Annotated in this window: 19 protein-coding genes and 3 pseudogenes; 12 read left to right on the top strand and 10 right to left on the bottom strand. The window is 66.7% G+C overall.

Features of this window, described 5'->3' with window-relative positions; all coding sequences use genetic code 11:
* Window positions 1-90 precede the first annotated feature (90 nt).
* The 6 genes from OG611_RS27310 (at window position 91) to OG611_RS40745 (ending at window position 6,976) form a co-directional block, all read left to right on the top strand.
* Window positions 91-1,359, top strand: coding sequence for a site-specific integrase (locus tag OG611_RS27310; RefSeq protein ID WP_323180243.1), 1,269 nt, complete (start codon window positions 91-93; stop codon window positions 1,357-1,359).
* Entirely contained in the window at window positions 1,356-1,691 is a 336-nt protein-coding gene (locus OG611_RS27305) for a helix-turn-helix transcriptional regulator (RefSeq protein WP_124723361.1), read from the top strand. Before OG611_RS27310 ends, OG611_RS27305 begins: the two co-directional genes overlap by 4 nt.
* Before the next feature lie 230 nt (window positions 1,692-1,921).
* A complete protein-coding gene (locus tag OG611_RS27300; protein WP_266425048.1) occupies window positions 1,922-3,223 on the top strand; it encodes a hypothetical protein in 1,302 nt (433 codons plus the stop codon).
* A gap of 109 nt (window positions 3,224-3,332) precedes the next feature.
* The gene (locus OG611_RS27295; protein WP_124723359.1) at window positions 3,333-4,028 is read left to right on the top strand and encodes a class I SAM-dependent methyltransferase; all 696 of its coding nucleotides are present in this window, start codon (window positions 3,333-3,335) and stop codon (window positions 4,026-4,028) included.
* Between the two features lie 331 nt (window positions 4,029-4,359).
* A complete protein-coding gene (locus OG611_RS27290) occupies window positions 4,360-5,976 on the top strand; it encodes an ISL3 family transposase (RefSeq protein WP_266425043.1) in 1,617 nt (538 codons plus the stop codon).
* Window positions 5,977-6,013: 37 nt separating this feature from the next.
* Window positions 6,014-6,976 carry an HD domain-containing protein gene (locus OG611_RS40745; protein WP_323180241.1) on the top strand — a complete coding sequence of 321 codons (963 nt, stop codon included), beginning with the start codon at window positions 6,014-6,016 and terminating at the stop codon, window positions 6,974-6,976.
* Between the two features lie 246 nt (window positions 6,977-7,222).
* Here OG611_RS40745 and OG611_RS27280 read toward each other — a convergent pair whose 3' ends face one another.
* From OG611_RS27280 to OG611_RS27265, 4 genes are all read right to left on the bottom strand, one after another.
* Window positions 7,223-7,555 (bottom strand): DUF6233 domain-containing protein, encoded by a 333-nt coding sequence (locus tag OG611_RS27280; protein ID WP_266425040.1) that lies wholly within the window; start codon window positions 7,553-7,555, stop codon window positions 7,223-7,225.
* Window positions 7,556-8,001: 446 nt separating this feature from the next.
* Window positions 8,002-9,258 carry a group II intron reverse transcriptase/maturase gene (gene ltrA, locus OG611_RS27275; RefSeq protein WP_266425037.1) on the bottom strand — a complete coding sequence of 419 codons (1,257 nt, stop codon included), beginning with the start codon at window positions 9,256-9,258 and terminating at the stop codon, window positions 8,002-8,004.
* Window positions 9,259-9,856: 598 nt separating this feature from the next.
* Complete coding sequence (locus tag OG611_RS27270; protein ID WP_323180269.1) at window positions 9,857-11,110, bottom strand: ISAs1 family transposase; 1,254 nt, start codon at window positions 11,108-11,110, stop codon at window positions 9,857-9,859.
* A gap of 40 nt (window positions 11,111-11,150) precedes the next feature.
* A complete protein-coding gene (locus tag OG611_RS27265) occupies window positions 11,151-11,651 on the bottom strand; it encodes a GNAT family N-acetyltransferase (protein ID WP_266423501.1) in 501 nt (166 codons plus the stop codon).
* Window positions 11,652-11,760: 109 nt separating this feature from the next.
* Here OG611_RS27265 and OG611_RS27260 point away from each other — a divergent pair, with 109 nt between their 5' ends.
* Entirely contained in the window at window positions 11,761-12,483 is a 723-nt protein-coding gene (locus OG611_RS27260) for a helix-turn-helix transcriptional regulator (protein WP_266423503.1), read from the top strand.
* Between the two features lie 250 nt (window positions 12,484-12,733).
* Here OG611_RS27260 and OG611_RS27255 read toward each other — a convergent pair whose 3' ends face one another.
* Window positions 12,734-13,408: a DUF4232 domain-containing protein gene (locus OG611_RS27255; RefSeq protein ID WP_266425034.1), complete on the bottom strand. Its 675-nt coding sequence runs from the start codon at window positions 13,406-13,408 to the stop codon at window positions 12,734-12,736.
* Window positions 13,409-13,634: 226 nt separating this feature from the next.
* Here OG611_RS27255 and OG611_RS27250 point away from each other — a divergent pair, with 226 nt between their 5' ends.
* A complete protein-coding gene (locus tag OG611_RS27250) occupies window positions 13,635-13,907 on the top strand; it encodes a DUF6225 family protein (protein ID WP_266425032.1) in 273 nt (90 codons plus the stop codon).
* A 38-nt stretch (window positions 13,908-13,945) separates the two neighbouring features.
* On the opposite strand, the gene OG611_RS27245 is transcribed toward OG611_RS27250, so the two are convergent.
* A complete protein-coding gene (locus OG611_RS27245) occupies window positions 13,946-14,098 on the bottom strand; it encodes a hypothetical protein (protein WP_266426330.1) in 153 nt (50 codons plus the stop codon).
* A gap of 1 nt (window position 14,099) precedes the next feature.
* Window positions 14,100-14,285, bottom strand: a pseudogene (locus tag OG611_RS27240) (transposase family protein); the annotation flags it as partial.
* Window positions 14,286-14,357: 72 nt separating this feature from the next.
* On the opposite strand from OG611_RS27240, the pseudogene OG611_RS27235 reads away from it, so the two are divergent.
* The 3 genes and pseudogenes from OG611_RS27235 to ligD all read left to right on the top strand — a co-directional run.
* Window positions 14,358-14,831, top strand: a pseudogene (locus OG611_RS27235) (IS6 family transposase); the annotation flags it as partial.
* 14 nt (window positions 14,832-14,845) lie between these two features.
* Window positions 14,846-15,064, top strand: coding sequence for a hypothetical protein (locus OG611_RS27230; RefSeq protein WP_266425029.1), 219 nt, complete (start codon window positions 14,846-14,848; stop codon window positions 15,062-15,064).
* Window positions 15,065-15,087: 23 nt separating this feature from the next.
* A complete protein-coding gene (ligD, locus tag OG611_RS27225) occupies window positions 15,088-16,041 on the top strand; it encodes a non-homologous end-joining DNA ligase (protein ID WP_266425026.1) in 954 nt (317 codons plus the stop codon).
* Window positions 16,042-16,164: 123 nt separating this feature from the next.
* On the opposite strand, the gene OG611_RS27220 is transcribed toward ligD, so the two are convergent.
* A complete protein-coding gene (locus tag OG611_RS27220) occupies window positions 16,165-16,683 on the bottom strand; it encodes a hypothetical protein (protein WP_266425023.1) in 519 nt (172 codons plus the stop codon).
* On the opposite strand from OG611_RS27220, the gene OG611_RS27215 reads away from it, so the two are divergent.
* Window positions 16,669-16,875: an alpha/beta hydrolase gene (locus tag OG611_RS27215; RefSeq protein WP_266425020.1), complete on the top strand. Its 207-nt coding sequence runs from the start codon at window positions 16,669-16,671 to the stop codon at window positions 16,873-16,875. The genes OG611_RS27220 and OG611_RS27215 overlap by 15 nt on opposite strands.
* A gap of 481 nt (window positions 16,876-17,356) precedes the next feature.
* Here OG611_RS27215 and OG611_RS27210 read toward each other — a convergent pair.
* Window positions 17,357-17,742: pseudogene (locus OG611_RS27210) on the bottom strand (RidA family protein).
* Between the two features lie 428 nt (window positions 17,743-18,170).
* Window positions 18,171-18,734 (bottom strand): DinB family protein, encoded by a 564-nt coding sequence (locus OG611_RS27205; protein ID WP_266425018.1) that lies wholly within the window; start codon window positions 18,732-18,734, stop codon window positions 18,171-18,173.
* Between the last annotated feature and the right edge of the window lie 23 nt (window positions 18,735-18,757).

Here is an 18,757-nt window from a genome sequence, read left to right as displayed (position 1 = left end):
CAATTGCATCGGATGCGAACTGGCGACAGTTGATGTGGCGACGCCGGCGAAGGCGGACGACACCTCGCTGAGCAGGGACGTCCGGCTCTGTTGCGTCGCGCGACGGTAGCGGCTGGCGAGGCCTGCTGGCCAGCCACTGTCACTCGTCCGGATGGACGGCCTGCGGTTTCGCCGCCGACTCGCATCCGATGCGGTTTTCTCGCATTGGATGCGAGCTACGGAGAGTGGTGGACAGTGAGGTTCAACGGGCCCGTCCCGGGGGCGGCGAGACTGCACCTGACAGACGGCATCGCACTGCTGCGGCCGGAGGAACAGGTCTTCTCCGCGATGCTGGGCGGATTCGCCAATCAGCAGCTCGCACGGAACCTGGCCCGCTCGACTGTCGAAGGTCGGGAGAACACGGTGAAGGCGTTCACCGCCTACGTGAACGCCTTCCCGTGGCAGTGGACGCCGGCCATGGTGGACGAATGGCTCGGTGATCTGCGCTCATTGCGTGATCTGAAGCGTTCGACGATCCGCTCGTACTCCGAAGCCATCCGCTCCTTCTGCCACTTCGCTACCGACCCCCTCTACGAGTGGGCCACCACGTGTGAAGAGCGGTTCGGCTCCCATCCAGTCCAGATCGTGCACGAGTGGAACACCGCGGTACACGTCCAGGACAACGAGTCCGATGCGAAGAAGCGCGCCTTCACCAAGGCCGAGCTACATGCCTTCTTCGCCCACTGCGACGACGAGGTGGCCCGCATCCGGGCCTTCGGCCGCAAGGGCTGGCTGCCCGCTTTCCGCGACGCGACGTTGTTCAAGACCGCGTACGCCTTCGGCACACGACGCAACGAAACACGGATGCTGGACGCCGCTGACTTCGGCCGCAACCCACACGGAAACGAGTACGGCGAGTTCGGTCTGTGCCGCGTCCGGTTCGGCAAAGCCAAGAAGGGCTCGCCGCCCAAGCGACGCACAGTGCTGACCGTCTGGGACTGGGCTCCCGACATCCTGGACGAGTGGTTCACCGAGGTCCGGCCGCTGTTCGGAGGCGAAGGGAACCCAGCCGCCTGGCCCTCCGAGCGTGGACTGCGGATCGGCTGCCAGCGGCTCAACTCCCGGTTTATCACCTATCGTCAGGCCCTTGGCCTGGACGAAGGACTGGACTTCCATTCCTTCCGCAGGTCCTACGTCACCCATCTGATCGAGGCTGGCTGGGATCCGCGATTCGTCCAAGAGCAGGTCGGTCACGACCACGCAAGCACGACCGCGATCTACACCTGCGTGAGCTCGGACTTCCGCACACGCACACTCCGTCGACATCTGGACGGCACCATTGCCGCCGCCCTGGAGAGCCAGGCCGGGAGGCAGAGGTGAAGCGCAAGGTCGGCTACACGTGGAAGCTGCGCGAACTGATGGGCACCCACGGCATGTTCACCACCACCGAGCTGGTGCCGCTACTACGCGACCGCGGCATCGAACTGTCAGCTTCCCAGGTCCACCGCCTGGTCTCCGGCACCCCCGAGCGGTTGTCGCTTCAGGTCCTGGCCGCGTTCTGCGACATCTTCTCCTGCACGCCGGCAGACCTGGTCACCACGACCGCCGAGAACGCCGGAGTGCGCAAGACCGCGACCGGTGATCTCCCTGCCTTGCCGACGTCGGTCGCGAAGCTGCGGCCTCGACCGGCCCGAATCCTTCCTGACGAGTGAGCCCCTCCTACACCCCCGAGGAGTGCGAGCGCTGGCACAAGAGGACGTGCGCCCGCTGTCAGCGCCACGGCTGGTTCGCCGCTCGCTGGCCCGACGGCTATGTCTGCCGCACCTGCCACGACAAAGCTCTCTGCGTTCGTGGAACCTGTCCCGAATGTGGAGTCGAGCGGGCTCTTCCCGGCCTACGGCCCGGCGACCGCACGCCCATCTGCTCCGACTGCGCGGGCTTCATGATGTCCTATCGATGCTCCCGCTGCGGAGAGGAAGGCAAGCTGCACGGAGGTCGGCTCTGCACCCGCTGCACCGTTGCCGACCGGCTTTCCCAGCTGCTGGACGACGGCACCGGCCGCATCCGCCTCGAACTCGTTCCGCTGGCCGACTCGCTCCGCACCATGGACAGCCCGTTGTCCGGCCTCGCCTGGCTCGACCGGCACAAAGAACGCCCCGATTCCACCGCCGACTGGCTACGCCGACTCGCCACCGGCGACATCGAGCTGACCCACGAAGCCTTCCACGCCCTCGAACCCTGGCGGGCCGCCGCCCATCTGAGGGAACTCCTCATGTCCTGCGGTGTCCTACCCGCCGTCGACAAGCAGATCTGCTCGTTCGAACGGTGGCTCATCGGCCACCTCGCCGACATTCCTGACCCCGACCACGCTCAGGTCATCCGCCGGTTCGCCACCTGGGAAGTGCTCCCACGCCTGCGGACCAGCAGCCAGAAGAAGCCGATCACACCGGCAGCCCGTCGACATGCCGCTGACCAGGTCAAGCAGGCCACAGCCTTCCTCACCTGGCTCGCCGCCCGTGATCACACCCTTGGCACCTGCGGCCAGACCGGCATCGACGCCTGGCACGCCGAGCAGAAGGAGTACACCCGCAACACCATGCGAGCCTTCCTGCTCTGGTGCTCGGCCAGCAAGCTCACCCGGCCCTTCCGGCTTCCTCCGGTCCAGATCCGCCGGGCAACTCCGATACCGCAGCCCGAACGACTGGAGCTGATCGGCTGTCTTCTCACCGACCCGGACCTGCCGCTTCGCACTCGGGTCGCGGGCGTGATCGTCCTGCTCTATGCCCAGCCACTCAGCCGAGTCGTGCGTCTCACCCTGGACGACATCGGCCACAGCAACGACCAGACACTTCTCCGCCTCGGCGAACCGCCGTCCCCAGTGCCCGAACCGCTCGCGGAACTGCTGCATCGCTGGATCAGCAGCCGGGACAACATGAACACCGCGACCAACCACGCCTCCCGGTGGCTGTTCCCCGGCCGCCGGGCCGGACAACCGATGCACCCCGACGCTCTCGCCGCGCTCATCAACGACATCGGCATCCCCACCATCGCTGGCCGCACAGCCGCGATCCGGCAACACGTTCTGGAAATGCCCGCACCGGTCGTCGCTGAGGCTCTTGGCTATCACCGGGTTACCACAGCCAAGCTCGCGTCCGAGGCCGGAGGCACTTGGAGCCGATACGCCGCCGGAGACCAATGGCGGTCACCACCCGGCTGGACCCCGCGGAGAACTTGCGACAGTTGAAAACGAGCCGACCACAATCAGACCCAAGTCAAGGCAGCCGTTGACCGGACGCACCCTGGGTTGCACAAAACCGCTCGCGGTTGGCAGCCACCGGCGCGATGCTGTCACGATGCCTGCAGAGACCGCTTACCACGACGAAGTCGGCGACTACTTCGCAAAGAACGCCGACACCAGCCCCTACAACGCACACACCGATCGGCCAGCGATGCTCGCGCTAGCGGGGGATGTTGCCGGGCTGAAGATTCTCGATGTCGGCTGCGGGGCCGGGCACTACGCGGCCGAACTCCTGGCGGGTGGTGCCGAGGTAGTCGGAATCGACGGCAGCGCAACTCTGCTGAGTCACGCGCGGGAGCGATTGGGTGACCGGGCCGAACTGCGCATGCACGACGCGGAGAAGCCGCTGGACTTCATCGACGACGCGTCGTTCGACGGAGTCGTGTGCGCATTGATGCTCCACCACATCGCCGATCGGCCGCGTCTCCTCGGCGACCTACGACGCGTCCTGCGTCCCGGAGGATGGCTGCTGGTCTCGACGACCCACCCGACGGCTGACTGGCGGAAATTCGGTGGCTCGTACTACGCCGAGGACTGGGTTGACCTCCCGCTCGCTGGGGGGCCGTTGGCAGTCCACTACCAGCGCATGTCGCTGGAAACGTTCCTGAGCGAGCTGCTGGCCGCCGGATTCATGCTTGAAAGACTCATCGAGCCTCGCCCGACGCCCGGCCTGCGAGAACTCGACGAAACGGCCTACAACAAGCTCCACCAGGCTCCGTGCTTCCTTGCTGTCAGGCTTCTGCGGCCCTGACAGCACGCAACCCCTGCCTCCCGGCGAACGCGCACAGTCACTGCTCCGTCTCCCAAGCGCCAGAACTGGCGACACTTGAATACGCGAGCCCACCAGTATCACACCCGTAGTCGGACACGGTGACGGCCCCGATCACCGATCGGGGCCGTCGTCGTGGGTCGGGTGCCGCCGGGCGAGGCGCCGACCCCAGCACAGCACCAGCTGAGCACGTTCGTCCGTACATAGTTGGGTACGTTCACGGCTCTGGCAAGATTTTCGTAGCCGGAGATCATCTCGGAGGGACGGTCCGCCGGTCCGCGTAGTGGGCAGACTGCAGCTGTGCTCTGTTGAAATGGCAAGCCTGTTACCGCAGTTGGTCAATGTGCTGGTGGTTTCGGCCGATGTCTCCGATGCTGTCGTGACGGTCCGCGCCCGCACGAGGTCCGGTGTTCCAGTGGGATGTACGGGATGCGGCCAGCTCAGCGCGTGGTGCCACAGCCGCTATGTACGGCGCCTCGCCGACGTCACTCTCGGAGGCCGGCCTCTGCGCATCGAGTTGTCCGTACGCCGCCTGTACTGCGAAAACCCGACTTGCCCGAAGGTGACCTTCGCCGAGCAAGTGCCGGGGCTGACCGTGCGCTACCAGCGGCGCACCCCACAGTTGCAGCGCCTGGTAGAGGCTGTCGGTGTGGTGCTGGCCGGCCGGGGCGGTGCCCGGATGCTGCGGATCCTGAACGTCACGCTCTCGCGGTGCGCTGTCCTGTCCCATCTGATGCGGGTGCCGCTTCCGCCACTGGAGACACCCCGGGTGCTGGGGGTGGACGACTTCGCGCTCTACGGCGATACCTACGGCACCCTCCTGGTCGACGCCACCACCCGGCTCCCGCTCACACTCTGGGAAGGACGCGACGCGGAGCAGCTCAACCACTGGCTTCGCGAGCACCCAGGTGTCGAGGTCGCCTGTCGCGACGGCTCCCTCACCTACCGGCGGGGCATCACTGCTGGCGCACCCGACGCCGTGCAGGTCAGCGACCGCTTCCACCTCTGGCAGGGCCTCTCCCGCCGCGTTCAGGACATCGCCTCCACCCACCGCGGCTGCCTGGCCGCAGCACTGCCCCCGGTCAGTGAGACCGATCCCGCACCGGTCGAGGAGACTGCCGAGAACACCGCGGCGGACACCCGGGCCGGGCGCCACGCCCGCAGGCTGTTCGAGGCCGTGCATGATCTGACCCGCACCGGCCGGAGCCACAGCTCCGTGGCCCGAGAGCTCGGCCTGGACCGCCGCACGGTACGCAAGTACGCCCGAGCCCGCACCTGGCAGGAAGTGATGCGCCGCCCGCCCCGCAAGCCCTCCACCCTGGACCCCTACCTCGACTACCTGCAACAACGCTGGGACGAGGGACAGCACAGCGCGAAGATCCTGCACGAGGAGCTCCGGACCAAGGGCTACCTCGGCCACTACCAGCGCGTGAAAATGGCCGTCGCACCCCTACGACGGGGTCTGCCGCTGGACGAGCCACGCGAGCGACCGCCCTCCCCGCGCGAAGCCGCCCGCTGGATTACCACCCATCCGGGCCGCCGCAGCCCGCGCATCAACGACCGCCTGCCCCGGCTCCTCGATCACTGCCCTGAACTCAGGCACACCCACGACCTGGTCCGCCGATTCGCCAGCATGCTCGACAACCATGACGCGACACCCTTGCCAGGCTGGCTGGATGACCTCGCAAACAGCGGACTGGCCCCTCTCGCCGGCCTCGCCGGAGCCCTGCGCGAAGACCGGCATGCCGTCGCCCAGGGAATCACTACCCCTTACAACTCCGGGGTCGACGAAGGTCGCATCACCGATGTCAAGCTGCAGAAACGTCTGATGGCTGGACGCGCCGGCGTCCCACTTCTCCGCCACCGCGTCGTCCTGATCGCCCACCTCCGCCGCCACTACGCGGACCGGCTGACCTTCCCTCCGAGATGATCTCCGGCTACGAAAATCTTGCCAGAGCCACGTTCACGTGTACGCGGACACCCGTGGGTGCAACGGCTACCCTGTCGCGGTGACGACCTCGCGAGTACTGTCGATCGCCCTCCAGGACACCGGCCAGCCCCCGCTGCGTCCACTGCCCATCGAAGCAGCCGAACTTCTTCACGACGTTGATGCTCCGCCGCGCCTGGTCGCCCATCTGCGAGCAGTCCACGACGTTGCAGGGCAACTCCTCGCATGGATCGCTGCACGCAACCTCGATCTGGGCATCAACCCGGAGGCCGTTCTCTTCGGAGCCGCCACCCACGACATCGGCAAGGTCCTGCACCCCGCCGAATTGACTGCTCCCGGCGCACAGCACGAAGAAGCCGGCCGTGAGCTGCTTATGACCCGAGGCATCGACTCCGCCATCGCACGCTTCGCCGGAACACACGCCGCCTGGACCGCTGAGGAGGCCGGGATGGAAGACCTCCTGGTCAGCCTGGCCGACAAGATCTGGAAGAACAAACGGGTCACCGAACTCGAAGACCTTGTCGTCGCCAGGCTCGCGGTGGCGAGCGGAAGGACGGTCTGGGAGGAGTTCCTCGACCTGGACAGCGTGCTCGCGCGTATCGGTGACCAGGCTGATGAACGTCTCGCCTTCCAGATGTCCTATTCCACAGTCGGGAACGGCCATCGACTGCCTAACCTCCCGGACACGCTCACGACATGGTTCGCCGAGAACGACGCGGTTTTCTGCGCGCGTGGGATCACCGCCGAACTGCGGCACTCCCCAGAAGACGGCCGACTCAAGAACAGCGCATGGCTGACTGTCGAGGCCCGGGACCGGGGCATCCAGATCACCGTCTGGAGCAGCGGCGAAGCCGAACTCGACTACGTGGACCTCGGCAGTGGTGACAACCGTCCTGAGCATCGAGACCTCCAAACCGACCAAGAACTCCATGCTCTCCTCAGATCCGCACTCGACTGGGTCGCCCCCGGCACGAACGGCTGATCACGAGGATTGGACACGACTCTGCGGACGGACGTCGACGACAACTAACGCGGACTCGAACGAAACCCCAGCTCAACGCCACACGATTGGACACTCAATCGCGGAACCTACAACCCGGCCCCGTTCACGCCGGTTCAGCCGGTCGTACAGATCATGTACTCGCATCGCCTGCTGCTGCAGCTCGTCAAGGCTCATCCGCGCCTCCCGCCGGTCCACGTCGGACCCACATGCTCTCAAGCCGGGCGTTCAGCCACACTGCTCCAGCCCTGTCTCGGGCTTGCAGATCTGGCACGGCTCGATGTCCGGCTCGGCCAGCGCGATCATCGCGTCCTCGCGGGTGAGGAATCCACCCTCGACCGGATACAGGGCACAGTCCCCGCGGTGCACCAGAGCCGCCGACGACGACCGCTGCGGCTGGATCTTCCACCGCATCGCGGCGTGCGCCTGCTCCCGACGCCGCCGCTCCTGCTGCTCCGCGATCTCCAGTTCCCGGATCCGGCCCCGGACCTGACGCAGCTGCCACTCCAGCCAGTCGGCCAGGGCTTGGTTCTTGTCCAGGTCGGATATGCCGCCGGACACGGCTACGCCTCGGCCGGCTCGTGTGCGTGCTTGAGCGCCATACGTGCCGCAACACGGTCGCCGGCTTCGACGGAATCCCAGAAGGGATGTGTGGACACAGCGATGCTGAGCTCCCGGAGCCGGGCGCGGAAGCGGGTGACTTCCGCGGCCTGGTCCTCGGTGTACCCCGGGCTGTCCGGCTTCGCGGAGATGTAGTTGCTGTGGAGCTGCTTGTCGCTCTCTCAGCCGGGCATCGGCTCAGCCCGACCACGGCAGGGTCTTGGCGTACTCCTCGGACGCGGCACGGGTCTCGTCGAGGGCGGCCTGGGCGTCGAGGAGGTCCTGCGGGAAGGGGAAGGATTTCGGCACGCCGCAAGGGTGGTTGGGTCGCCCGGGGGAATTTCACCCCCGGGCTCCCACAGAACCGTGCGTAACAGTCTCCCGTTACACGGCTCTTGCCATCTTGATCACCAGAACATCGGAGTCCATGCCCACTGAGCGAAAAGCCTTGGATACTGTTTTGTAACCCGCTTCCAGCACGCGTGAGCTTTCTTGAATGTCCGGAGCCGTCGATATTTCTTACGGACCCAACGCATCAGGTAGGCATTGATGCGCGTCAGGAGGGGATGCAGAGCAGAGCGGTAGTAAGCGCCGTAGTACTGCATCCAGCCACGGACGATGGGGTTGACCCACCGCGCGAGCTCTTGGAGCGTCATGCATATCCGCATGCGAATTCGCCAGGAGCGAATTTCTCTGCTGATCTTCTTCAGAGCGTTCTTGCTGATCGCGGGCAAGAAGGCGGTGAAATTCTTCCGACCCTGCTTGCTCCACGCCTCGCGGGCTTGGAATGTGTAGCCAAGGAATGTGAACGACGTGTATTCATGCGAACCCCGCCGCTTTCCATCCCTGCAATACACAATCCTGGTTTTGTCGGGATGCAGACGCAGCCCGACGTTTTCCATCCTGCGCTCCAACGCTTCCAGGACCTGACGGGCCTGGCGCTCGGAGCCGCAGTGCACGACTGCGTCATCCGCGTAGCGCTCGAACTGGATTCCCGGGAACGTCCGGGCGAGCCAGGTGTCGAACGCGTAGTGCATGAACAGGTTCGCCAGCACGGGCGAAACCGCTGAACCCTGTGGAGTCCCTCGGTCTCGCTTCTGCAAGGAGCCGTCGGGCAGTTGGAGCGGGGCGCGCAACCACCGGTCCACATACAACTTCACCCAAACGGCGTCAGTGTGGGCCTCCACAGCCTTGACAATGAGGTCCCAACGGACACTGTCGAAGAACTTCTGGATGTCCAGATCGATCACCCAGTCGCGCTTCCAGCAGCGGCGTCGGCACGTCTCAATCGCATCCAGGGCAGATCGCCGAGGCCGGTATCCGTACGAATCTTCATGGAAAATCGGATCCACTCGAATTCCAAGATGCCGGGCAACAACTGTTTGTGCGACCCTGTCGGCGACGGTAGGGATGCCGAGCATCCTAGTTCCGCCGCCATGCTGTTTCGGAATCTCTACACCACGCACCGGAGGAGGGAAGTAAGTCCCTGAAGACATTCGATTCCAGATCTTGTAAAGGTTTCCCTTGAGATCCTTCTCGAAGTCCGCAATGGACTGCCCGTCCACTCCTGGTGCACCCTGATTTCTTTTGACGTCCCGATAAGCCTCCACGACCTCCCACTTATAAATCTCGAACGGCTTGTTCGGAGACTTCAGCTTGTCCATCGGCTCCTCCCGGAGAACTTCCGGTTGACCAGATCTACACAGCCACAGATGACCCGGCCCCTTCGCTCCACCCCCGTTACAGGGGCTTCAGCACTACTACGGGCCGGTCCGCCAGCGTGTCTCGCGACGGTACTCAGCTCCTCGCGGTTCATCCGCTTGGAGAGCTCCCTCTCGCGCCCCTATTTGGGACGCCGTATCAAGACACGCCTTCCCACGTTCCATGCAAGAGCAGCAGAACAGGCTCACGCCACCTTCGTGCCGGACACCGCCTGGCCAGTAAACGGGTTTCCGCCAGACTTATCCCGGGCGCCAAACGATAACTCCCGGTTTTGATGCCGCTTAATTCGATAACGACACTTCTACAGTGGTTCACTTGCGTTCGTCTTCCTGTTCCCCACCTGACGCCTCTTGGACGCCTTTTCCACATCGCTCACCACGACGGTCTTTAGCCAACGCAGCATGTGGCGGTTTGAAGCCTCCCCCCCGCAGGGCGGCTCCGAAAGGGCCATACCTTCATCTCTTGCACAGCACCGCTTTCAGAACTTCGCCTACATAAAGCTCCCAGGGCCCCGGGGAGAGTCGCGTTCGCCCGGTTTGATCATGGAATCCCGTGGAGGGTGAGCGTGGCTGCGGGGTGCGTGTGGGCTCGCCGGCCGCTGGCGATGTTGGCCCATCCGGAGCGGCGGAGGGTGGCGCGGGCAAGATCGCGCAGGGCGCTCATGACGGCGGGGGTGCGATGCCGGCGGATCTGACTGGCGTCTTCGGCGAAGGTCACGTCTTTCGTCCAGTGGACGGTGTTCTCGATGATCCAGTGGCCGCGCGCCCATGCAGCGATCTCAGCGGGAGACGCCTGATGGGTCGCGAGATCGGTGACGGCGTAGACAGTCTCGGTCTGCCACTTCGATGTCCCGATTCGGCGGCGTTTGCGGTGGATGCGAACAACCTGGCGGGCATGGGGGAACAGCAGTCCGTCCACGCTCACCACCTTCGCCTCGCGGACCTCCTCCCGGCCGTGCCCGCGGTCGCGGGACTGATCGAGGACCGGTACCTGCTTCCAGGGCAGTTTGGTCAACTGACGGGCCAGGGTGGGCTGGTTGTTCTTCACCGACAGCAGGTAGTGGGCCTGGCGGTCCTCGACAAGGTAGCGAGCGTGACTCGTCTGGGCATGCAGGGCGTCGACGGTGACGACGGAGCCGGCCAGATCCTGATCATCGAGGGTGTCCAGCAGCGGAGCGAACTCGGGGATCTCGTTCGTCTTCGCACCGATCTCGCGTAGAGCGGCGGTCAACGCATCGTGGTGGCGCACTGCGGACAGGACGAAGACGCGGCTGCCGTCCGCACGGACAGCTCCGCGTAGGCATTTGCCGTCCACGGCGAAGGCCGTACGACGTGGTTGCGGCGGGTCCGTCTCGTGCTGGGCGGTGTGGTGGGCGCGGCGCTGTTCGCGCTCTACGGTCCCGTCCGGGGTTGTTGCGGATATCGGGCGGGCCTGGAGTGTGGTGAGTCTGGTGAAACCGGCGGCGGTGAGTAGCGCGGGGTCGACGCGGGCAAATACGTCGCGCAGGGTGCGCTCGCCCGGAGCCTTGAACCGGCCGGTAAAGGGGTCGAAGGGGCAGCCCAGCCGGGCCAGTACATCCTGGTCGCAGCGGCGTACCCACTCGGCAATGGCGGTTAGGGAGTTGTGTCCGGCGCTGGTGAGTGCACATACGCCGACCGCGAGCAGCGTTGCCAGCCGGAACCGCACGCCGCGCGGATTCCTCGGATCTGGCACCTGGGCCAGTGCGGCGAGCAGACCGGACGGCACCACCGCCTCGGGCCGTGACGCCCCGGACGCGGCCTGTGGCAGGTGCAGAGCGGACGGATCAGATGATGGTGCAACGAGCACGGCGACCTTACCGGGACCGGACTGGTTCACCGGTCGGTGCGGTGAGTTCTTTGGTCATGAAGACGCGGCTGGTGCCTGGCGGATCGCAGGGCACCTCTCCGAGCCGCTTCCACCCGTGTTTCTGGTAGAAGCCGGGGGCCTGGAAGGTGATGGTGTAGAGCACGGCCGTGCGGCAGCCACGGGCACGAGCCTCGTCCTCGGCCTGCCGGAGTAGCTCTGTTCCCAGCCCGCTACCACGCAGCCGGGGCGGCAGGTAGAAGAGGTCGAGGAAGAACAGCCCGAGCGAGGTACGCCCGGTCAGTCCGCCGACCACCTGGCGCGTTTCGGGATCACGGACCAGGACGGCCAGAGGTCTGCGGTCGGCGATTCCCGTGTGTTCGATGTTGAAGCGGTCCAGCGCGCCGGAGATTGCCGCGGCGTCCTCCGGGTTGGGGGCGTCGGTGAGCACCCAGTCCGTCTGGGGTTTGGGCTGGTGGGAGGCGGTGACGGCAGTGTCGGACGCAGGCATGGTTGCTCCAGTACGTGAGCGGATGCGGGTGCGGGGCCGGTGAGCCCGGCGCACGGGCCGACGCTAGAACGGGGACGCTTCGACGGACGTCGAAGGGACGTCGGCGACAATGGGCACCGTGGACATTCAGCGCGCAGGCCAGGATGTGGGTGTGGACCTGGCGGGCGTGGCCAGACTGCTGGCCGACGGCACCCGGGCCGCCTTCTGCCTCGCGCTGCTCGACGGCCGGGCCTGGACGGCGAACGAGCTCGCGCGCTATGCCGGAGTCGCGCCGTCCACTGCGACCTCGCACCTGAACCTGCTCGTAAACGGCGGGCTCCTCGTCGAGGAGCGGCACGGACGCCACCGCTACGTACGGGTGGCCGACCGCAGAGTGATCGAACTGATCGAGAGCCTTGCCGCGCTGGCCCCGAAGCACAGCCCCCGGCCACGCTCGCTGTCGGCCTCCGGCCGGCAGCAGGCACTGGCCCGCGCCCGGCTGTGCTACGACCACCTGGCCGGAACCACCGCGCTGGCTATCACCGACGCGATGGTCGAACACGGACTCCTGGAGTGGGGGCCCGAGCCGGGCCTGACCGGCAAGGGCGCCCTCTGGCTTGCCGAGGTCGGCATCACGGTGCCCGTCGGCTCACGCCGGCCACCGGTGCGCGCCTGCCTCGACTGGACCGAGCGCCGTCCCCACCTGGCCGGCGCGGTGGGCGCCGCCCTGTCCGCCCACGCACTTGCCACCGGGTGGATGACGCGCATCGGAACCAGCCGCGCCCTCCTCGTGACACCCGTCGGCCGCCGGGCACTGCACGACCACCTGGGCCTGCCACCAGCTGAACTCTGATCCTGAACCGGACCTGACCCTGCCACACCGACGCGTGATCAAGCCGGGCGAACAGGACTCTCCCCGGGGCCCTGATAAAGCTCCTCTCAGCGTTCGTGGCACACCGTCTGTTCGAATTTCGGATGCGAGTGGCGCGCCGAAACCCTACAAAACGGGCACGATCAGGTCTGGAGCGAGCCACCCTCGCCCCAGACCCGCACCCCGTCGCGCGGGTCACATCTCCTCCGGGCGCAGGTCGCGAACCCACCGCCTACTTGGTCGTGTGTGTGGGGTAGACCTGAACGTCGGTGTAGGCGCCCTTGATGTCCCCCGCGCCCGCGGGCCACTTCAGGTTCACGGTGTGGGTCTCGTTCGGGGGCGTCACCAGGATGTTGGTCGGGGACGCGAGGCTGTCGCCGGTGTTGTCGATGTCGTAGGCGAGGTCGAAGACAGCGGCGTCACCGGGCTTCAGGGTGGTGATACGCGGCTGGGCGTGGCCGCGCTCGATGGGGTTCGAGGTGTTGTCGGCGTCCTTGATGTCGACGCCGGCGAAGCCCGTCGCCGAGCAGGTGGTCGAACCCCGGTTGATCATGGTGATGTCGATCCTGCCGGAGTCCTCGTCGGGCGCGGCGTCCATGGCGTCGATGGCCAGGTCCTGCGTCTTGCAGAACGTGACCTTGCCGCCGGTCTTCATCGTGCCGTTCGCGGCTGCCTTCGCCTCGGTGTCCTCACCGGAGCCCGACTTCGCGTTGCCGGCCTCCGAGCCGCCGGAGCCCGGGCCGCCCTGCAACTTCGAGCCACCGTCCGAAGACGAAGAAGACGAGGACGAGGACGAGGAGCCCTTGGAGGACGAGTCCTTCCCGGAGCCGTCGCTGCCACAGGCGGTGAGCGAGAGGGCGGCGGCGACGCCGACGGCGGCAAGAGCAGTGACGCGGGTGTACTTCACGGTGTTCCCCCAGGAATAACGCGGTGCATGCGGTCGGAAATATTTGTATCCCGCACCGAGTCACAGGCGGCCCTCCACGACGTCTTCGTTCCGTCACAGGCGTATCGACCTCACGGTCCGCCAAGGCGTCACCGTACGGTCACCCGCCTGGCCCGAGTTCGACCTCTGGCCCCGGTCGTAGCCGTGTCTCCACCGGCAACGCGGTCCGGTCCGGCACTCTGTGCCCATGACCGACGTCTTCGAGCACACCCCGCAGGTCTGGAATGCCTCGCAGCTTCGCGACGCACTCAAGGACCTGCCCGATGACGCGCCCGTCCACATCGGCGTGGCAGACGACCCCGGCGACTTCGACGGATACCGGGACTTCGTCCTCGTGGACGCTCATCAGGTGGAGAACTGGTGGCCGCCCACCTCCACAGCGCCGGAACGTACCGAGACAGCACAGGAACTGACGCTGTTCGCCGACTGGGAACCGGGCGCATACGACCGTCTGGACTGAACCGGGACCTACCGCGGCGCCTCGCCCCGGGTAGGGGGTCAGGTGGGGTTCAGCGGAGTGATGCCGGTACCCGCGTACAGCTCAGGTTCCAGCGACAGGACCTTCCCGGCCCCGCCGTCGCAGTTCGTGAGGAAGCGCCAGTGAACAGCATCGGGGGCGCGGCGCCGTACGCCCGCATGCCGCTCCCCCACCACTGCCGATCCCGAAACCGGCCGCGAGCTGGGCATAGGGCTGGCTGTTGCGGAGGTGGGCGAGGGTGAGCAGGGCCTGTCGGCCGGCGCTCAGGCGCCGCCATCGGGTGCCGAGAGCGCGGCGGTGTTCCTTCAGGCGGGCGGCGAGGAAGCGCAGGGCGTCGGCGCCGGACGGGTAAACAAGCATGCGAAGGCACTGTCACGTTGACTGACCGGCCTGGGAGGATCTTCTGGTTGGTCGTGCTGGGAGGGGTCGTCCGTGAACAGCGCGCCGCCGTCGTACAAGGGGCACCGGTACCCGGTGGAGATCATCGCGCACTGGGTGTGGCTGTACTTCCGTTTCCCGCTGTCGTTCCGCGAGGTCGAGGAGCTGATGCTCGAGCGCGGCGTGCTCGTCTCCCACGAGACGGTCCGCCGCTGGTGTACGAAGTTCGGGCAGGCCTACGCCAACGGCCTGCGCCGCCGGCGTGTGCAGCCGGGCGACAAGTGGCACCTGGACGAGGTCTTCCTCAGGATCAACGGTGAGCTGAAGTACCTGTGGCGGGCCGTCGACGCCGATGGCAACGTGCTCGACATTTTGGTCCAGAACCGGCGGGACACCGCTGCGGCCAGGCGGTTCTTCCGCAAACTGCTCAAGAAGACCTGCTCGGTGCCGAGGGTGATCGTCACCGACAAGCTCCGCTCCTACGGCGCGGCCCACCGCGAGGTCATGCCCTCCGTAGAACACCGCGCCCGGTCGTCGACCTGATGGCCGCCCTGAACGCCTCCGTCAAGGCGGCCAGAGAGAGCCGCGGCAAGCACGGCCAGGACCAGGACGCCACCGTGCACACGATGCAGCCACGCAAGAAGACCACGGCCAAGAAGAAAGCCGCCCCGGCCGGGAAGAGCACCGAGAAGAGGACCGCGGCCGGGAAGAAGCGCACGGCGAAGAAGACCACGGCCGCGAGGAAGCGCAGCGCGTCCTGAGCTGGCGCCCGGGCGGGATGTTCATGGTGGGTTTGCCGCGGATCGGTCCGATGCTCGCGACACCGGGCAGTCTGCCGCCCGCGGCCGTGGAGGACCGGTGGGCGTTCGAAGTGAAGCAGGACGGGCAGCGGGCCATGGTCTACCTGCCGGGCGACGGGACGGTGACACTGCGGTCCCGGTCCGGGGCGGACATCACCACCTCCTACCCGGAGCTCGCGGCACTCGGGTCCGTGCTCGGACAGCCCGCGGTCCTGGACGGCGAGATCTTCGCACTCGACCGTGAAGGGCGCAGCGACTTCGAGCGGCTGCAGTCCCGCATGGGCCTGGCCTCGGCGGCAAGGGCCTCCCGCATGGCCCAGCTGGTGCCCGCCCACCTCGTTCTGTTTGATGCCGTGTACCTGGACGGCCGCGGCCTGACCGGGCTTCCGTACACCGAGCGGCGTTCCCTCCTACAGGACCTGGGACTGGACGGGCAGCACTGGTCGACGCCCGCAGCGGTCGTCGGGCACGGCAAGCAGGCACTGGAGATGACCCGGACCGCCGGACTGGAAGGCCTGATCGCGAAGCGGCTCACCTCTGTATACGAGCCCGGGGTCCGGTCCCGCGCGTGGATCAAGATCCGGCACGTCCGGACCGTCGATGTGATCGTGGGCGGATGGGTGCCCGGCCGTGGCCGGCTCGCCGGCCTGCCCGGCGCCCTGCTGGTAGGAGAAGCACATGAAGGCGGCCTGCGGTACGTGGGCAGCGTCGGCACCGGATGGAGCGACACCGAACGCACCACCCTCGCCGAACTGCTCCACGTCGCCGCGATCGACCAGTGCCCCTTCGAGACAGCGCCAGGCGTGACCGGAGCGCGGTGGGTACTGCCACGCCTGGTCGGAGAAGTCCGCTACGCGGCCAGAACGAGAGCGGGACTGCTTCGGCACCCTTCCTGGCACCGGCTGCGCCCCGACCTCGCCCCGGACAACGTCACCTGACCCGTGCGTCGTCTACTGCGGTCGCAGTCCCGGCTGCGGCTTGCACCCTCGCGATCGAGGAACCTCATCGTCGCTTCGTACAGCAAGCACCCGCCGCGGTGTTCGGCGTGGAAAGCACGCAGCTCATCTGCCCCGGGGGTTTCGGCACGCGGGGGCGCAGGCCCACAGCTCGGTCGGCTCGGTGAGGAGGCCCCGGTCGTGTGTGAACACCCCGAGCGACCGGTCGGCGAGGAGCTGTGCTCCGCACAGGGCGCAGTTCCATCCCTGTGCCTGGCCGAAGGTCAGCCGTGCTAAATCATGGGGTTCGTCGGGCGGGGCGTTGGTGCGTGGTCCCTGGACTGCGGTGAGTGCCTGCTGCAGGGCGCTGGTACTGGTGAGCGGCCGGCGGGGGGTCAGTAGCCAGTAGGGGCCGGGTGGTGCCTGTTTGTGGTCGGGTGGGAGGACGACGTGGGTGGTTTCGCCCAGGGCCGTGGTCTGGGGAACGGTCCATGTCCGGGTGGTGCCGGGCGGGACGAGGAAGTACATCGTGCGGCCGGCCGGGTCCATGATGGTCGGTCCGGCCGCGGTGCCGAGGCGCCCGAACGACAGCCGGCCCAGGCCCCGGGCAAGCTCCCGCCGGTCCTGGTGGTGAACGCCAAGCACGACCTGGCGACCCCGCTGCCGGGCGCACAGCGCATGGCACGTGCCTTCCCGAAGGGCAGGCTCGCCGTCCTCGACGCAGTGGACCACTGGCTCTACCGCAAGTGCCAATCACCCCTCCCGGCACAAGCGATCGACACCTACCTCCGCACACTCAAATCTCCGCCCCCCGGCACGACCTACCCCAACCCCTGACCGCGGGGCCTGGCTCGATTTGACGCAGCACGGCGGCAGATCCACGGGACGCACCACGCCCTGGGCATCCCCGCGTCCACGGGCCCGAGGTGCGAGTCGCCGTGGTGGCCAGCTCGTTCGCCATCCGGCACAACACGACCGCCAAGCCCTACCGCTGGACGCACGACGGCACACCGCTCAAGGCCGCATGACCCTCAACGAATCAACGCGGTGCAGCACTAGAAGGCCCTGGCGTGGCGCTCGCCCGGGATGCCAGGGCCTTCTACCTGCGCAGAACGGCGGTGTCCGTTGCCAATGAAGTTAGTCGGGCAGAGCTGCCTGACCGGGGCGGACTATCTTCACACGATAGTTGGAACCTGGCCACTCTTATTGGCACCACCTGCGACGGGCTGACGTGCGACCGCGCAGCTGGCTGGTGAGCGCCGTGGCTGGCGAGCTGAGCACGATTTACTCCGTGAACGAGCGGCCGAGCGTCGCCCGCTCAGACTGCAGCCAGCGCATCGATCTCGACCCGGAACGCCGGTTCACCAGGCCGCTGACTCGCACCAGCGAACTGGCAGGCGGCTTCTCCAGCGAGATGTACTCGTCGCGCACCCGCCTGAGGGCCTCCAGGTCCGCGAGATCAGTCAAGTAGAACGTCAGCTTGACGACCTGCTCCATGCCTGCGCCAGCCGCAGCGAGAGCCGTCTTGAGGTTCTCGAAAACCTGCCTGACCTGAGCCTCCGGGTCGTCCAGTCCGACAAGCTGTCCCTGCCCGTCCAGCGGCACTTGACCGGAGACGGCGACCATGCTGCCGCTGAACGAGACCGCATGGCTGTACCCGTTGACCGGAGGTAGACCGTCAGGCCGGACGTAGTGCTGCTGCATGGGATCCCCCGGGGTCGGTGCTTGAGAGTCGGGCTCGGCCTAGGACGAGCCCGGAATCGTGTGTCCGAGGCGAGACTAACCCGGTGATCGCCGCCTCCGCCCGTGCCCTCCTCAAAGCGGGCCGTCACACAGTCCAGCAGCGGACGCCGCCTCCGCTCGCGTACAGCATCCACGTACGGCAGCTCAACGTACGGCTCTGCAAGATCCACCCCGACCACCGGAACGACATCCAGCACCCCCAGCGTGTTCACTCCGCACGACTGGGTTGGCTGACAAGGAAGCCTCATCGACTGCGTTCGCTGTCAAACGCCTCGATTGGACGACAGCGGTCAGGCGGTTAAAGATCGTGAGGCCTCTCGGCGGCAGCAGCCATGGAGCGTCACGGAGTCCACGTAAGTTTCCGAAGCTCGATCGCTGGTTACCGAAAGTCATATTCGGTGCGGCACGGCTCCGTCCTGCCAGCGGTAGAGGTCGCGCAGCAGGGAAATCTCGGCGCCGTGATGGACCAGCTCCCTGTTGACGTGCAGGACGATGCCCTCCATGGGAAACCGCTCGGGACCCACCGTGGGCGGATTCTCCAGGTCAGCGTCCGAGAGCCCGCGGACCCCCGCGTTCCATCTCCTATACATCTCATCGAGCAGTTTTAGCGCCTCGTCAGCGGTCCCCGCGTAGGCGAATGTCTGGGAGTCGACGTCCTGGCCACCGAAGTGCCATCCGACCCTATAGCCCAGGCACGAAACGATGATGTGCGCCAGCCGCCAGGCAATCGTGGTCACCGGTGCCGGCACCGGGTCAGGGGACGCGGAGTCCATCGTCCACTTCCCCGAACCTGCCGACATCGATGCGGCCGACGTGCCACGTGGGCGGATGCTCCAGCAGCCGCGCACCGGCTCCCAGAAGTACTCCTCGTCGGTAAGACCGTCCAGCCGTGGCCGCAGGTTCTTGCGCCAGTACCAGTCCAACTGCTCCGCGAGCCGCTCGCTTCTTGTCATTGCCGCACACTACAGACCCGTCA

This window comes from Streptomyces sp. NBC_01363 (assembly GCF_026340595.1).
GTDB lineage: Bacteria > Actinomycetota > Actinomycetes > Streptomycetales > Streptomycetaceae > Streptomyces.
Note: the sequence above shows the minus strand (reverse complement) of the source record. Positions and strands in the feature narration are given on the sequence as shown.